This is a genomic window from Qipengyuania benthica (assembly GCF_030717865.1).
GTDB classification, from domain to species: Bacteria; Pseudomonadota; Alphaproteobacteria; order Sphingomonadales; family Sphingomonadaceae; genus Qipengyuania; species Qipengyuania benthica.
The window spans coordinates 32105-47891 of sequence record NZ_JAVAIL010000002.1; the positions used below are offsets into that span (position 1 = coordinate 32105).

General features: G+C 64.7%; 15 protein-coding genes, 1 tRNA gene and 1 other RNA gene. 15 read left to right on the forward strand and 2 right to left on the reverse strand.

What is annotated here, in order from left to right:
- Positions 1-9: 9 nt before the first annotated feature.
- The 5 genes from Q9K01_RS05445 (at position 10) to Q9K01_RS05465 (ending at position 3960) form a co-directional block, all read left to right on the forward strand.
- A complete protein-coding gene (locus Q9K01_RS05445) occupies positions 10-288 on the forward strand; it encodes an ETC complex I subunit (protein ID WP_305929219.1) in 279 nt (92 codons plus the stop codon).
- Positions 289-581: 293 nt separating this feature from the next.
- Positions 582-676: signal recognition particle sRNA small type (gene ffs / locus Q9K01_RS05450), an RNA gene on the forward strand.
- 48 nt (positions 677-724) lie between these two features.
- Complete coding sequence (locus Q9K01_RS05455) at positions 725-2587, forward strand: DNA polymerase III subunit gamma/tau (RefSeq protein ID WP_305929220.1); 1863 nt, start codon at positions 725-727, stop codon at positions 2585-2587.
- Positions 2584-2925 (forward strand): YbaB/EbfC family nucleoid-associated protein, encoded by a 342-nt coding sequence (locus Q9K01_RS05460; RefSeq protein WP_305929221.1) that lies wholly within the window; start codon positions 2584-2586, stop codon positions 2923-2925. Before Q9K01_RS05455 ends, Q9K01_RS05460 begins: the two co-directional genes overlap by 4 nt.
- Before the next feature lie 228 nt (positions 2926-3153).
- A complete protein-coding gene (locus Q9K01_RS05465; protein ID WP_422785295.1) occupies positions 3154-3960 on the forward strand; it encodes a class II aldolase/adducin family protein in 807 nt (268 codons plus the stop codon).
- Positions 3961-4192: 232 nt separating this feature from the next.
- Here Q9K01_RS05465 and Q9K01_RS05470 read toward each other — a convergent pair whose 3' ends face one another.
- Positions 4193-4933 carry a helix-turn-helix transcriptional regulator gene (locus Q9K01_RS05470; RefSeq protein ID WP_305929222.1) on the reverse strand — a complete coding sequence of 247 codons (741 nt, stop codon included), beginning with the start codon at positions 4931-4933 and terminating at the stop codon, positions 4193-4195.
- A gap of 183 nt (positions 4934-5116) precedes the next feature.
- Here Q9K01_RS05470 and Q9K01_RS05475 point away from each other — a divergent pair, with 183 nt between their 5' ends.
- From Q9K01_RS05475 to Q9K01_RS05485, 3 genes are all read left to right on the forward strand, one after another.
- On the forward strand, positions 5117-5410 hold the full coding sequence (locus tag Q9K01_RS05475; protein ID WP_305929223.1) for a UrcA family protein: 294 nt from the start codon (positions 5117-5119) through the stop codon (positions 5408-5410).
- Positions 5411-6329: 919 nt separating this feature from the next.
- The gene (gene lon / locus Q9K01_RS05480) at positions 6330-8723 is read left to right on the forward strand and encodes an endopeptidase La (protein WP_305929224.1); all 2394 of its coding nucleotides are present in this window, start codon (positions 6330-6332) and stop codon (positions 8721-8723) included.
- A gap of 249 nt (positions 8724-8972) precedes the next feature.
- Complete coding sequence (locus tag Q9K01_RS05485) at positions 8973-9245, forward strand: HU family DNA-binding protein (RefSeq protein ID WP_305929225.1); 273 nt, start codon at positions 8973-8975, stop codon at positions 9243-9245.
- Between the two features lie 95 nt (positions 9246-9340).
- Here the strand turns inward: Q9K01_RS05485 and rlmB are convergent, their stop codons facing one another.
- Positions 9341-10129, reverse strand: a complete 789-nt coding sequence (gene rlmB, locus Q9K01_RS05490; protein ID WP_305929226.1) for a 23S rRNA (guanosine(2251)-2'-O)-methyltransferase RlmB — start codon at positions 10127-10129, stop codon at positions 9341-9343.
- Positions 10130-10273: 144 nt separating this feature from the next.
- Here rlmB and Q9K01_RS05495 point away from each other — a divergent pair.
- The 7 genes from Q9K01_RS05495 (at position 10274) to tsf (ending at position 15547) form a co-directional block, all read left to right on the forward strand.
- Positions 10274-10359, forward strand: a tRNA-Tyr gene (locus Q9K01_RS05495).
- A gap of 82 nt (positions 10360-10441) precedes the next feature.
- Positions 10442-11584, forward strand: a complete 1143-nt coding sequence (locus Q9K01_RS05500; protein WP_305929227.1) for a beta-ketoacyl-ACP synthase III — start codon at positions 10442-10444, stop codon at positions 11582-11584.
- A gap of 46 nt (positions 11585-11630) precedes the next feature.
- Complete coding sequence (locus tag Q9K01_RS05505) at positions 11631-12383, forward strand: phosphatidylserine decarboxylase (RefSeq protein WP_305929228.1); 753 nt, start codon at positions 11631-11633, stop codon at positions 12381-12383.
- Positions 12380-13210: a CDP-alcohol phosphatidyltransferase family protein gene (locus Q9K01_RS05510; protein ID WP_305929229.1), complete on the forward strand. Its 831-nt coding sequence runs from the start codon at positions 12380-12382 to the stop codon at positions 13208-13210. Before Q9K01_RS05505 ends, Q9K01_RS05510 begins: the two co-directional genes overlap by 4 nt.
- Before the next feature lie 67 nt (positions 13211-13277).
- The gene (locus tag Q9K01_RS05515; RefSeq protein WP_305929230.1) at positions 13278-13616 is read left to right on the forward strand and encodes a hypothetical protein; all 339 of its coding nucleotides are present in this window, start codon (positions 13278-13280) and stop codon (positions 13614-13616) included.
- Between the two features lie 151 nt (positions 13617-13767).
- Positions 13768-14517 carry a 30S ribosomal protein S2 gene (gene rpsB, locus Q9K01_RS05520; RefSeq protein ID WP_305929231.1) on the forward strand — a complete coding sequence of 250 codons (750 nt, stop codon included), beginning with the start codon at positions 13768-13770 and terminating at the stop codon, positions 14515-14517.
- A 103-nt stretch (positions 14518-14620) separates the two neighbouring features.
- Positions 14621-15547 (forward strand): translation elongation factor Ts, encoded by a 927-nt coding sequence (gene tsf / locus Q9K01_RS05525; RefSeq protein ID WP_305929232.1) that lies wholly within the window; start codon positions 14621-14623, stop codon positions 15545-15547.
- Positions 15548-15787 lie beyond the last annotated feature (240 nt).

A 15787-nucleotide genomic window follows, 5' to 3' on the forward strand; every position in this document is an offset into this window, starting at 1 on the left:
GGCTTCCCCATGGCAGCCCGAATCTATCAACGTCCCAAGAACGCGATGCAGTCCGGCAAGGCGCGGATCGACGAATGGGTGCTCGAATTCGAGCAGAGTGAAGCCCGCCATGCCGATCCGCTGATGGGCTGGACCGGCAGCGGCGACACGCAGGCTCAGGTCGTGCTCACCTTCGATTCCTGCGACGAGGCGAAGGCCTATGCCGCCAAGCACGGGATTACCGCGCGCATCCACGCGACCCCGCCGCGCCATCTCAAGCTGCAGGCCTACGCGGACAATTTCAACTAGGCTTTGCGTTGCCCGCGAGGGCAGGCGCTGGAGTGCCGCGTCGCTTCGCTCCTCGCAATGACGAGGATTCGGCCACGGGTCGAAACCCACAATTCGTCATTGCGAGCCGCCGCAGGCGGCGTGGCAATCCATGGGTGGAGCTTTCCGCCTTCACGACGGCGGTGACGACCGCCAACGCCGCGCCATGGATTGCTTCGTCGCTGCGCTCCTCGCAATGACGATGCGGAGGGGGCGATTACCAAGCCACCACACGAAAAACTTGAACCCCCGCGACTTCCCCGCCATATGGCGCTCCGGGAGTCGGGTGGACGTTTGCGTTCGCTCACCGGGTCAGGTCCGGAAGGAAGCAGCCCAGGTGAATTGCGACGGGTCGCTCGGCTCCTTTTCCACCAATCGCCAGCATGACAAACGCCCGCGCACGCCCTAGCTAGGGTGGATGGGTGATTCACCGGACAATCCAGACCGCCTGCCGTGGGAGAGCGATCCCGCACCCGACTCCGAGGAGGCACTGCCAAGCGCTGCCGAGCTCGAGCAGGCGGGGCAGGAAGCGCTGTTCGGCGCGCCGGATTCCGCGTCCACGCCAGCCCCGGCAGAGAAACCTGTCGACAAGCCCGCTCCGGCCCCGACACCCCCAGTCTCTGCACCCGCCGCCACACCCGTTCCCGACGCGCCCGCGCAGCCCTATCGCGTGCTCGCGCGCAAATACCGCCCGCAAACCTTTTCCGAGCTGATCGGGCAGGAGCCCATGGTCCGCACGCTGGCCAACGCCATCGCGCGCGACCGGCTGGCGCATGCCTTTTTGATGACCGGCGTGCGCGGGGTCGGCAAGACCTCGACTGCGCGGCTGATCGCCAAGGCGCTCAACTGCATCGGCCCCGACGGGACCGGCGGCCCCACCATCGATCCCTGCGGCGTCTGCGAACCCTGCGTCGCCATCGCCGAGGGGCGCCATATCGACGTGATCGAGATGGACGCCGCCAGCCATACAGGCGTCGACGACGTCCGCGAGATCATCGAGGCGGTGCGCTATTCCGCGGTCAGCGCGCGCTACAAGATCTACATCGTCGACGAAGTCCACATGCTCTCGCGCAACGCCTTCAACGCGTTGCTCAAGACGCTCGAGGAACCGCCCGCGCATGTGAAATTCCTCTTCGCCACCACCGAGGTGGAAAAGCTCCCCGTCACCGTGCTCAGCCGCACCCAGCGCTTCGACCTGCGCCGGATCCCCGCCGAGATGCTGCAGGAGCATTTCGGCCAGATATGCATCAAGGAAGGCGTCGAGGCCGATGCCGAGGCGCTGTCGATCATCGCCAATGCCGCCGAGGGTTCGGTGCGCGACGGGCTCTCGATTCTCGATCAGGCGATCGCGCATGCCGATATGGACAGCGCAGGCCGGGTCACCGCCGAGCGGGTCCGTTCGATGCTCGGGCTCGCCGACAAGAGCGCGCAGCGAAGGTTGCTGGCGCATCTGCTGGCGGGCGAGGGCAAGGAACTGCTGGCGGGCATCGACGAGCAATACGCGCTCGGGGTCGAGCCGCTGGCGATGCTGCGCTCGCTGATGGATATCGTCCACCGCGTCACCGTGGCGCAGGTCTCGGGGGGCGAGGTCGATGCGCTGTCCGGCGAGGAACGCGCACAGCTGGGCGAATGGGCCGCTGCGATTCCTCCGGCGCAGCTCCACCGGCTGTGGCAATTGCTGCTCAAGGGATACGACGAGGTGCGCCAGGCGCCCGACCCGCTGGTCTCGGCGCGGATGGCGCTGCTGCGCGCGCTGCATGCGCAGGAACTGCCCGATCCGGGTCGGCTGGCGCGGCTGATCGAGGATGCCGCGACGCGCGCTCCGGCAGCGCCTGCCAGCGATAGCAGCCCCGCCGCCGATGCTCCCGCCGCCACCGCGATCCAATGGGAAGACCTCGTCGCAAAGGTCGAGGCCGGCGGGCAGCATCTCGCCGCCGGGATCATGCGGTTGCAGATCCGCCCGATCGCGGTCGAGGACGGGCTGCTGCGCTACTCGCGCGCCGCGCTGTTCCGCGACGATATCGCCCCGACCCTGCGCGAGGCGCTCGCCGCGATCACCGGCAAGCGCTGGCTGCTCGAGGAAGTCCCCGACGGCGAGGGCGGCCACGAGGCCGCGCCTTCGATCGCCGAGCGCGAGGAAGCCGCGCAGCAGAGCGCGGAAACCGAAGCGCGCGCGCATCCGTTGGTACAGGCCGCCTTCGCCGCCTTCCCCGGTGCGGAAATCATCGCCGACCGCGACAAACCGCCGGTCGGCCTGCAGGAATGGAGACAAAAAGCATGAAGTCGATGGAAGAAATGCTCGCCGCCGCGCAGAAAGCGGCCGAAACCATCCAGACCCAGATGGGCGAGGCGCAGGCCAAGCTCGACACGATCGAGGTCGAGGGCAGCGCCGGCGGCGGCCTGGTCAAGGTCCGCGCCACCGCGCGCGGCCGCATCCTCGGAGTCGCGATCGACGACAGCCTGATGAAGGTCGAGGAAAAGCAGATGGTCGAGGATCTGGTCACCGCCGCCTTCAACGACGCGCGCGACAAGGCCGACCGCCGCGCCGCCACCGAGATGGAAGGCATCCAGTCGGGCATGGGCCTGCCGCCCGGGTTCAACTTCCCCGGCATGGGGTAGGCAGCTACTTCCTAGTTTCGTCATGCTGAACTTGATTCAGCATCCATCTCTGCGCTTGGTACCTCCGGCGCAGGCGGAGGAATGGACCCTGAAACGAGTTCAGGGTGACGAATGGCGGGGGAGGGACGAAGGAACCAGAGCGCGCGCGACCACCCCCCGCAAACCCCCTACAGCCTGCGCCCGTTCCGTGTTATCCGTGGCAAAACACAACCAATCGGAGAGGCAGTCATGGCAACCGTGATGAACGACAATTCCACCGGCCCACAATCCGGCAGCGACGCCGATATCCGCGCGCAGGTCAGCGACGAGGAATGGGCGGTCCGCGTCGATCTCGCCGCGGCTTACCGGCTGGTCGCGCTATATGGCTGGGACGATCTCATCTTCACCCATCTCTCCGCCCGCGTGCCGGGACCCGAGCATCATTTCCTGATCAACCCCTACGACATGATGTTCGAGGAGATCACCGCCTCGAGCCTGGTCAAGATCGATGTCGACGGCCAGCCGGTGATCCCGACTGCGCATCCGGTCAATCCGGCGGGCTTCACCATCCATTCCGCGCTGCACATGAATTGCGACGATGCCCATGCGGTGATGCATCTGCACACGCCCGCGGGCCAGGCGGTCAGCGCCATGGCCGACGGGTTGCTCGAGCACACCCAGACCGGGATGATCGCGCGCAGCGACATCGCCTATCACGAATACGAGGGCATCGCGACCGACCTCGAGGAGCGCGAGCGGCTGGTCGCGGACATGGGCGACAAGCACGTCATGATCCTGCGCAACCACGGCACGCTGGCGATCGGCAAGAGCGTGGGCGAATGCTTCCTGCGGCTCTATTTCCTCGAACGCGCCTGCGATGCGCAGGTCAAGATGCTCTCCGCCGGGCGCGACGGCCTGCACAATCCGCCGCAGGGCACGCCCGAAAAGGTCAAGTCGCAAACCCCGCCCGCCGGCATCGGCGCGATCGCCAACGCGCTCGCCTGGCCCGCGCTGCTGAGGAAGCTGGATCGGACCGATCCGGGGTTTCGTAGCTAGGATGCGCAGGCTCAGCAGACGGAGGCGCCGGAGTTAAGTCCGTCGTCTGCGGACTCAACTGGTGCTGCCGTCCGCGCATCACGAAACGCAGACGAGCGGCAGCTCTCGGCGTAACCATCACGGGAGCTGTACGCCGGTGGTTGGGCGGGTGGCCGAAAGGTAGCGTTCGAACGGAAACCGCGCTTGATCGCCGTTTGCTCACGAGTTTATGCGAGATCGCATTCAGGCGAAACTACGAATCCAGGAGCCCCAGCCGCATTGCTTCGACGACGGCTTGGACCCGCGTCGCTACTTCCAACGTACGGCAGGCAAGGCCGAGGTGCTCGTTCACGGTCGCTGGGGAAATACCCAAGATTTCGCCGATGACCGTCGAGCTCTTGCCGGCGCGCGCCCACAGCAGGCATTCTCGCTGACGCGGAGTGAGCCGCCGGTCCACCTGTTGCAGTGCCGAGTTAAGGCGTCGTGCGGCGAGGCCGTAGTGGGCACCGACCACTTCAGCTGCAGTGGCTAAGAACGGGTCGGCGAGTTCGGGTGATGGTCCCGAGAGGACCACGGCCGTATAACTCATGTCGGCCTCTCGCATTGGAATATAGAGACCGTCTCGTAGTCCGAAATGACCCGCCTCATTCAAGATGCGTCTGGCGAGGCAATTCTGCGCACCGCCATTCTGGACGACGCTCTGCCATCTATAAGGAAGATTTGTAGTCAGCATCTCCCGCGCGAGCGGCGAGTGCATGGCGTATCCGGAGCGTGCATAATGGTGAACCCAGTCGTCCGGGAGATTGCCGTTCAGCAGTGTAGCAGCCACTTCACCAGTGGGTCCGAAGAAACGACCGACCCCGAAATAAGGCAAGCCCAGGGGAGTCAGGACCGGTTCTATAATCCGGTCGAGCGCCACGCGATCGGTCGCGGTGCGAAGCGTCGCCACCGCTTCGAATGCTTGTTCCGCCAGCAGGGGATCGAAGGACTCCATGCCTGAAACATAGCGAGGCGTAGGATTGCGGCAAGGTGAACCCCGGCATTCTCGTCGTGACCTGCAGGAGCAACGCATGGTTGGCGCCTGTCCAAACCCTAAAGGTTGGGGGGTAGAAGTCGAGCCGAGAACGCGCTGAAAGTAGCCTCGACAGGGAGCCTGTATCCCGACGGAGGAAAGCTCATGAAGACCGCACTTATGGCCCTTGCGATGACAGGCTCAGTGCTCGCCGGCGCTCCAGCCTCGGCTGAAAAGGCAACGATCCTCTATGGGGATCTTGATCTCGCCACGGCGAAAGGTCTGAGGGCTCTAGAGCAGCGCATCGACATTGCCGCGCGCAAGATTTGCGGGTTCAACGACCATATTACGGGCACTCGCGTCCGCTCGCCCGAAACCAAGCGCTGCTATGCCCATGCGAAGGCACAAGGCTTGCAAACCCTCGCTGCCATCGTTTCAGCAAACCAACTCGGAGGCTGAGCCAGTTTCTATCACGTCGACGCGTTCCCGCGCGGAGGCGTGGGCCTTTGCCGGCTCGGGGAGCGAAGTAATTCGCATGCCGAAGAGAAATAAAGCCGACGGTCGTTCAGACACCGGCGTTCAGCTTGGCTAGCTGGGGGGTCGCCGACAGACGCTTTCGGCACGGGATCACAGTTGCCAGCCATTTCGCTTCCGGCGCACGCCCGTTAAGGCGCGAACGTCCACAATCGGGTCGCTAGCCGAATTGCCGACTTGGGCAATTACTGGCGCAAAGCGGCGGTTCCGCTTCCGGAGCGCAGTCGATTGTGGAGGGAGGCCCAAAAACTGAGGTGCCAGTCCGTCCCTCGTCGCCCCCGAACCCCGATCCACTCCTCCGCCATCGCTATTGCGAGGAACGCAGCGACGCGGCAATGCATGGCGTAGCGCGCGGCTCGTCGCTACCGTGGTATCGGTGCGCATCGCGGTTCATGGATAGCGACGGCGGCGGCTCGCAATGGCGCCGGAAGAAGCCGGTATCCCTGCGCGCCTTCCGGAAACCGTTTTCCTACACGCCCCGAATTTGCCACCGTGCGCCGATGTCCACCCGCGCTCTCCGCCGCCCGAAGCACTCCTCTGCTTCGACGTCGATCCCCGCCATCGGAAGCCATGCGCCCGCATGTGTTTCATCAACAAACCGGCCAAGGGTGAGACTTTTCCGCGCGCAGCATACCCCTCCGCCGCAGTGCTTCTGCATCCGAAAGCCACACCAGCCAGCGCAATCCTCTAAGATGTGTCAGAAGTGTCAGATGCCGGCGCCGTCCGCCTCCCGCTCGCGTCCACAGCTTTGCGGGGGCCGGGATTGCAGCGGGCGGGGCGGGTTCCCATATCCCGGATCAAACGGGGCGCCATTTTCGCTGCGCCCGAACCACGGATTGAAAGCATGACCCAGCAATTCCCCCTCCTCCCCCTTCGCGACATTGTCGTCTTCCCAGGCATGGTCGTCCCGCTGTTCGTGGGCCGCGACAAATCGGTCGCCGCGCTCGAGGCGGCGATGGAAGGATCGAAGGACATCTTCCTGCTCGCCCAGCTCGATCCGGGCTGCGACGATCCCGAGCGCGACGATCTCTACGATGTCGGCGTGGTGGCGCGGGTGCTGCAATTGCTCAAGCTGCCCGACGGCACGGTGCGGGTGATGGTCGAGGGCGCGGCGCGCGCGACCTGCGAGCGCTTTAGCGAGCAGGACGATTACGTGATGGCCGAGGTCACGCTGCACGAGGAACAGACCGCAGCGGGCAGCGAGGTCGTGGCGATGATGCGCCAGGTGGTCGAGCAATTCGCCGAATACGCCAAGCTCAACAAGAAGCTGGGCGAGGGTGCTGGCGACGAACTGGGCGAGATCGACGATGCCGGCGAACTCGCCGACACGATCGCCGCCGCCGTCGCGGCGCGGGTCGCCGACAAGCAGACGCTGCTCGCCGAGGCCGACCCGCACAAGCGGCTCGAGATGGTGATGTCCTTCATGGAGGGCGAGCTCTCGGTGCTCCAGGTCGAGCGCAAGATCCGCGGCCGGGTCAAGCGCCAGATGGAGAAGACCCAGCGCGAATATTATCTCAACGAACAGTTGAAGGCGATCCAGAACGAGCTGGGCGGCGAGGGCGACGATGGCGACGGGATCGCCGAGCTCACCGAGACCATCGCCAAGACCAAGCTTAGCAAGGAGGCGCGCGCCAAGGCCGAGAGCGAGCTCAAGAAGCTGCGCGGAATGCAGCCGATGAGCGCCGAAGCGACCGTCGTCCGCAACTATCTCGACGTCCTGCTCGGCCTGCCCTGGGGCAAGAAGAGCCGGCTCAAGAAGGATATCGGCAAGGCGCAGGAAGTGCTCGACGCCGATCACTATGGGCTGGAGAAGGTCAAGGACCGGATCGTCGAATATCTCGCGGTCCAGGCGCGAACCAACACGCTGAAAGGCCCGATCCTGTGCCTCGTCGGCCCTCCCGGCGTCGGCAAGACCAGCCTCGGCAAATCGATCGCGCGCGCTACGGGGCGCGAATTCATCCGCCAATCGCTGGGCGGTGTGCGCGACGAGGCCGAGATCCGCGGTCACCGCCGCACCTACATCGGCTCGCTGCCGGGCAAGATCGTCACCAATCTCAAGAAGGCGGGCAAGTCCAACCCGCTGTTCCTGCTCGACGAGATCGACAAGCTCGGCCAGGATTTCCGCGGCGATCCCGCCAGCGCGCTGCTCGAGGTGCTCGACCCCGAGCAGAACAGCAAGTTCCAGGATCACTATCTCGAACTCGACATCGACCTGTCCGATGTGATGTTCGTATGCACCGCCAACAGCCTCAACCTGCCGCAGCCGCTGCTCGACCGGATGGAGATCATCCGGCTCGAGGGCTACACCGAGGACGAGAAGGTCGAGATCGCGCAGGGCCATCTGCTCGAGAAGCAGATCAAGCAGCACGGATTGACGAAGGACGAGTTCACGCTGACCGAAGACGCCTTGCGCGACCTGATCCGCTACTACACCCGCGAGGCGGGGGTGCGCACGCTCGAGCGCGAGATCGCCAAACTGTGCCGCAAATCGCTGCGCAGGATCCTCGAGGGCACCACCGCCAGCGTCACCATAACGCCCGAAAATCTCGCCGACTTCTCGGGCGTGCGCAAGTTCAAGCACGGCATGTCCGAGGAAGAACCGCAGATCGGCGCGGTCACCGGTCTCGCCTGGACCGAGGTGGGTGGCGAATTGCTGACCATCGAGAGCGTCACCACGCCGGGCAAGGGCGAGGTCAAGACCACCGGCAAGCTGGGCGAGGTGATGAACGAAAGCGTCGCCGCGGCCTTCAGCTTCGTGAAGGCGCGGGCGCCCGCCTATGGGATCAAGCCCAGCATCTTCCAGCGCAAGAACATCCATATCCACCTCCCCGAAGGCGCGGTACCCAAGGATGGCCCGAGCGCGGGCATCGGCATGGTGACCTCGATCGTTTCGACGCTGAGCGGCATCCCGGTGCGGCCCGAGGTCGCGATGACCGGCGAGGTGACCTTGCGCGGACGGGTGCTGCCGATCGGCGGTTTGAAGGAGAAGCTGCTCGCGGCGTTGCGCGGCGGGATCGAAACCGTGCTGATCCCCGAGGAGAATGTGAAGGATCTCGCCGACATCCCCGCCAAGGTGAAGGACGGGCTCGAGATCATCCCGGTCTCGCACATCGACCAGGTGCTCGAACACGCGCTGACCTCGGTTCCCGCGGAGATCGAATGGACCGAGGCGGACGACCTCGCGAGCCAGCCGCTCACTGCGGGCAACGGGAATTCGCCGGTGCGGACCGCGCATTGAGCGACGCAATGGTGCAGTGCCGCGACTCGGATTGCGGGCTCCGGCGCCAAATGGCCCGCGTCGGCGCAGCGGCCGGTTTTTCCCTTGGTTAAGCGGGCAATCACGCTGTTTTCAGGCTTTTAGAAGCGATTCCTGGGCCATCCGGGCGGATTTGCCTTTGACAGGTCCGCTGCAACTCGTTCAACTGCCCCGCATTCGGAGACATGATTCACCGAGCCGAATTCAACACCAAGTGGGGGTTCCCTTAAGATGAACAAGAACGACCTGGTCACCGCAGTCGCCGATTCCAGCGGCCTCTCGAAGAGCGATGCCTCGAGCGCCGTCGAAGGTGTATTCGACGCGATCACCAAATCGCTCTCCAGCGGCGACGACGTGCGTCTGGTCGGCTTCGGAACCTTCTCGGTGGCCAAGCGCAAGGCATCCACCGGTCGCAACCCGCGGACCGGCGAACCGATGACGATCAAGGCATCGAACCAGCCCAAGTTCAAGGCCGGCAAGGGCCTCAAGGATGCCGTCAACTAGGACGATTATCCACCCCGCCAGGCCGGCGGGCTGAACGGACGAACGCCGCATCGCTCCTCACGGTCGATGCGGCGTTTTCCCTTTTGGGCCCTCGCTCAGCGGGTCGCCACCGCGTAGAGCGCGATCGCTGCGGCGTTCGAGACGTTGAGGCTCTCCATGTCCTCGCCGATCGGCAGCCGCGCCAAGGCGTCGCAATGGCTGGCGACATTGTGCCGCATCCCCGGGCCCTCTGCGCCGAGCACCAGCGCCACCGGGCCGGCGGGCAGCGCCTGCGCCAGCGTCGTCTCGGCCTCCCCGGCCAGCCCGATGCGCCAGTAACCCGCCGCCGCCATGTCCTCGAGCGCGCGCGCCAGATTGACCACCCGTACCCAGGGCACCACTTCCAATGCGCCCGATGCCGCCTTGCCGATCACCCCGCCTTCGGGCGGGGCATGGCGGTCCTGCGTCACGATCGCCGCGGCACCGAAGGCCGCCGCCGAGCGCAGGATAGCGCCGACATTGTGCGGATCGGTCACCTGATCGAGCACCAGCAGCGGGCGATCGGGCTCGGCCTTGAGCACCTGGTCGAGAAAGACGTCGTCCAGCGCCGCGCAGTCGAGCACCAGCCCCTGATGCGGCGCGTCGCGCGCCACCAGACGGTCGAGATCGGGCATCCCGGCGTATTCGACCGTGAAGTCCTGCGGCAATTCGCCGTCGAGTTGCTCGATCGCCTCGCGCGTCGCCCATAATTTGTGGTGGCGCCGCTCGGGGTTATTGAGCGCGGCCTCGACCGCGTGGTGACCCCACAGGCGCACTTGCCCGGTGCTCGCGCGCCCGCTTCCGCGCCCCCCCTGCATGCGTCCCGCGCGTCCGCGCAGCGCCTTCTTGCGCTCCGTCTTGGCCATATGGCTGCTCCCTTGTGGCAATAGCCGCGCCTCCTGCCAGCGTGGCCATTGACAGGCAAGCGCCGCTTCTCCAAAGGGGCGCCTCTCGGCCAGCGGGGTCGGTTTCGATCCCCCGCAATTCATTGCGAAACTGGCAAGCCAAGTGGACAGGTGGCCGAGTGGTTAAAGGCAGCAGACTGTAAATCTGCCCGCGCAAGCGTACGCTGGTTCGAATCCAGCCCTGTCCACCACTTGCCACCCCCGTCGATCGCGCGATAGGCTAGGCCGACGCGGCCTTGCCGTAGCGGCCGCGCGGGATTACGCGTGCCAGCCATGAGAGCAGATATTGTGCCGACCGGGCGTCCCGTCATTTCCGCCACTGGATTATTCACCCCCGAGGAGAGCATCTCCAACGAGGAGCTGGTGGCCAGCTTCAACCTCTACTCCGAGCGCTATAATGCCGAGAACGCTGCGGCGATCGCGGCGGGCGAGCTCGATGCCATGCAGCCCAGCTCGGTGGAGTTCATCGAGAAGGCGAGCGGGATCAAGGCCCGGCACGTGATGACCAAGGCCTCGGTGCTCGACCCCGCGATCATGGCCCCGCGGATCGAGGAACGCGGCGACGAGGAACTGTCCATCCTCGCCGAGATCGGCGTTGCGGCGGCGCGCGATGCGCTCCGGCGTGCAGGCCGGGAGCCGAGCGATGTCGATGCGGTGCTGTGCGCGGCATCGAACATGCAGCGGCCCTATCCGGCGATGGCGATCGAGATCCAGCAGGCACTGGGAATAGAGGGCTTCGCTTTCGACATGAATGTCGCCTGTTCCTCGGCGACCTTCGGGATCCAGACTGCAGCCGATTATATCCGCGCGGGCAATGCGCGCAGCGTGCTCGTGATCAGCCCCGAGATCACCAGCGGCCATCTCAACTGGCGCGACCGAGACAGCCATTTCATCTTCGGCGATGTGGCGACCGCGGTGCTGGTGGAAGATGCCGCACTGGCGCCGGAAAGCCATTGGGATATTCTCGGCACCCGGCTCAAGACCGTGTTTTCCAACAACATCCGCAACAATTTCGGCTTTCTCAACCGCGCGCATCCGGAAACCGCGGAGACCCCGGACAAGCTGTTCGTCCAGGAAGGTCGTAAGGTGTTCAAGGAAGTGGTGCCGATGGTGGCGCAGATGATCGTCGAGGAGGCCGAGCGGCTTTCGATCGATCCTCGGAAGCTTCGGCGGCTGTGGCTCCACCAGGCGAACGCGGGAATGAACCGCCTGATCGCGCAGCGCGTCCTGGGCCATGAAGCGGACGAGGACGAGAGCCCGACGGTGCTCGACACCTACGGCAACACTTCTAGCGCGGGCTCGATCATCGCCTTCCACCAGCACAGCGAGGATTTGCAACCGGGCGAGGCTGGGCTGATATGCAGTTTCGGCGCAGGCTATTCCGCGGGAACGGTTTTCGTCCGCAAGGCAGGCTAGGTTGCCCGCGCTTGCGGCTGGGGAGCGTGTACCCTAGACGAATCCGATGGCAGGCGAACTCCTCGACAATCAGGGCCGCGGCGATGTCGCTTGGTCTTTCCCCTCCATTCATCCCGAGGGTCGCAAATACGGACTGATCGCGGTCGGCATCAGCCTTTTGTTCCTGCTGCTGCTCGATTGGGAGATCGTCGGCTGGCCGCTGCTCGTGCTTTCTGCCGGTATCTTCGCGTTCTTCCGCGATCCGGAACGGGTCGTTCCGCACGAGGACTCGCTGATCGTCTCTCCCGCCGACGGGCTGGTTTCGCTGATTTCGCAGGTCGAACCGCCCGAAGAACTCAAGATCGACGACGGGAGCGGAATAGAGGGGCTGCCCGACGGGCCGGTGACCCGAATCTCGATTTTTATGAGCGTCTTCGACGTCCACATCAATCGCGCGCCGATCGCCGGCGTGATCCGGCGGCTGGTCTATCTGCCCGGCAAGTTCATGAATGCCGATCTCGACAAGGCGAGCGAAGAGAACGAACGGCAGCATATTCTCGTCGAACGCGCCGACGGTACGCGGATTGGCTTCACCCAGATCGCCGGCCTGCTGGCTCGGCGGATCGTGCCTTTCGTCAAGCCCGGCGACACGGTGGGAGCGGGGCAGCGGGTAGGGCTGATCCGGTTCGGCAGCAGGGTCGATGTCTATCTCCCGGTAGGCACGGATTCCAAAGTCCTGCTGGGCCAGCGCTGCATCGCCGGGGAAACCGTGCTCGGCGAAATCGGCACTCGCAAACTGATCGAAGGGGTAAGCCAATGAACGGCGATCCACGCAGCGACCGTCCCCGTCTGGGGCCCAAGGCCAGCGAGGACGAGGCATTCGAGGTCAGTCAGTCGCGTCCGCGCGGGCTTACCTTGAGGGCGCTCATGCCCAATGCGATCACGGCTGCCGCGCTCTGCTCTGGTCTCACCGGCATCCGTTTCGCGATATCCGGGCAATGGGGGCTCGCGGTGTTCGCGATTATTCTGGCAGGCCTGCTCGATGGGCTCGACGGGCGCATCGCCCGGATGCTCAACGCGCAATCGCGCTTCGGAGCGGAACTCGACAGCCTGGCGGATTCGCTGTCGTTCGGCACCGCGCCGGCGATCATCATCTATCTGTGGTCGCTTCAGGACATGGCGCGGCTTGGCTGGTTCGCCGCTCTGGCCTTCGCGATCTGCTGCGCGCTTCGGCTTGCCCGGTTCAACGCGCAGATCGATATCGACGAGCAGCCGCATAAATCGGCGGGTTTTCTCACCGGCATACCCGCGCCGGTAGGTGCAGGTCTCGCGTTCCTGCCGTTCTATTGCTGGATGGCGACGGGGCTGGAGTTGTTTCGCGATCCCTTGCTGGTCGGGCCATGGCTGGCGGTCATCGCGGTGCTGATGATTTCGAATCTGGCAACGATGAGCTGGGCGTCGCTGCGTCCGCGAAGGACGGTCCGGCTCGAATTGCTGGCTTTCGTGGCGCTGCTGTTCGCAGCCTTGCTGATCGAGCCGTGGTGGACGCTGGTGGCGATCTGTCTCGGCTATCTGGTCTCGCTACCCTATGGCTGGATGCGTTACGCGAAGATCAAGCGGCAGCGCGCTGCGCGACCCGCGGCGTAAGCTTGCGCGTAACGAGCGCACGCGACTTGTCGCCACCGCGACGAAGCGCGGCGCTGGGGGAATGACGATGGTTCGTGCCGCCATCGGCCAGCTGCCGTTTCAACGCGCCAAACGCGGACCACCAGCGCAGGGCACAATCGGCCACCACTGCCAGGCTGGCCACAGCCAGCAGGATCAGGAGCACATTCACAGCAAGAGCAAACATCGATCGTCTTTCCTCATTTCGGTGCAGCCCAGACCCGGGATAAGGATGTGGATTGCCAGTGGAAAACTCGTGTCGGCCGGCTTATGTTCCAGCGACAGCCATAATGTTCCCCATATGTTCTCGCCAGTCAAGCGAATTCGCGACTGGTGGTCCGCTATGAGCGGCGAATTGAAGGTGGATTTCGCCGCAAATTCGCAGTAAGGGCGCGCTGTCGATCGGGGATTCGGCCGCTCCGGCCCATCCCGCGACAGGCAAATCCACATGGAAGGCGCTTCACACCGGTGCCCGATAGCGGGAAGCTCCGCAGCTCGGGTTCCAGCCTTCCAGAGGTCAAACCGGAAAGGAATTATCTATGGCGGCTCCTACCGTCACGATGCAGCAATTGATCGAGGCCGGCGCGCATTTCGGCCACCAGACCCACCGCTGGAACCCGCGCATGAAGCCGTATATCTTCGGCGCGCGCAACGGCATTCACATCATCGACCTGTCGCAGACCGTGCCGCTGTTCGCGCGCGCGCTCGACTTCGTGGCGCAGTCCGCGCGGTCGGGCGGCAAAGTGCTGTTCGTCGGCACCAAGCGTCAGGCGCAGGACGCCATCGCCGAAGCGGCGCGCTCCTCGGGCCAGCATTTCGTCAACCACCGTTGGCTCGGCGGCATGCTCACCAATTGGAAGACGATCTCGGGTTCGATCAAGCGTCTCAAGACGCTCGAGGAACAGCTTTCGGGCGACACTTCGGGTCTGACCAAGAAGGAAGTCCTTCAGCTGACGCGCGAGCGCGACAAGCTCGAGCTCTCGCTTGGCGGTATCCGCGACATGGGCGGCATTCCCGACGTCATGTTCGTGATCGACGCCAACAAGGAAGACCTCGCGATCAAGGAAGCCAACGTCCTCGGCATTCCGGTGATCGCGGTGCTCGATACCAATACCGATCCGACCGGCATCGCATTCCCGATCCCGGGCAATGACGATGCCAGCCGCGCCGTGCGCCTTTATTGCGACGCGATCGGCGAAGCCGCGCGCTCGGGCAAGGGCGAAGGCGTGGTCGACAGCGGCCAGGATTTCGGCGCGATGGAAAATCCGCCGGAAGAAGCCGCAGCCTGATCATTTGTGCGGGTGCGTCACGCGCCCGTCAAAACTCCAGTCTAGGCGCCGGACCGAGTGATCTCGGCCCGGCGCCGCACCTCATTCGAAGAAGGATCCCACCATGGCGAATTTCACCACCGCCGACATCAAGGCGCTGCGCGAGCGGACCGGCGCAGGCATGATGGATGCCAAGAAGGCGCTCGTCGAATGCGACGGCGATCTCGAGGCGGCCGTCGACGCGCTGCGCGCCAAGGGTCTCGCCACCGCGCAGAAGAAGTCCAGCCGCACCGCGGCCGAGGGTCTGGTCGGCGTGGCCGTCGAAGGCACCACGGGCGTTGCGGTCGAGGTCAATTCCGAAACCGACTTCGTCGCCAAGAACGACCGGTTTCAGGATTTCGTCCGCAAGGTCACCGAGACCGCACTCAAGGCTTCGGGCGATGATGTCGAGACGCTCAAGGGTCTCGACTATCCCGACGGCGGAACCGTCAGCGACAAGCTCACCGACAATGTCGCCACGATCGGCGAGAACCAGCAGATCCGCCGGATGAAGACCGTTGCGGTCTCCAGCGGCATGGTCGTGCCCTATATGCACAATGCTGTCGCGCCCAATCTTGGCAAGATCGGTGTGTTGGTCGCGCTCGAGAGCGAGGCGGGTGCCGATGTGCTCGAACCGCTCGGCAAGCAGCTCGCGATGCATATCGCAGCGGCCTTCCCGCAGGCATTGAACGCCGAGGATCTCGACGCCGAGACGATCGAGCGCGAGCGCAAGATCGCGGCCGAGAAGGCAGCCGAGAGCGGCAAGCCCGCCGAGGTCCAGGAAAAGATGGTCGACGGCGCGATCAAGAAGTTCGCCAAGGAAAACGCGCTGCTCAGCCAGGTTTTCGTGATGGACAACAAGACTCCGATTTCGGATGTCGTCGCGAAAGCCGGCAAGGATGCGGGGCACTCCATCGTGCTGAAGGACTATGTCCGCTTCCAGCTCGGCGAAGGCATCGAGAAGGAAGAGAGCGATTTCGCCGCGGAAGTGGCGGCGGCGGTCAAGGGCTGAGCCCAAAACCCAATCCTACAATTTGCGGCCGCCGGATGTGTATTCGGCGGCCGTTTTTGTGCGTTTTCTCCGATTCGTTGCGAGTTGGCTGATGAAACACAGGCGGGCTGCGGCAGCGCGGGTCCGCGGGGGGCCGAATCGCGGACGAGATTGCCCTGAGCGAGGCTAGCGAGGGTATCGCATGTAGGAAATCCCGCTTCTGCGCCCGTACGCACGGCGCCCCTTTCCCCTTTGCGCCTC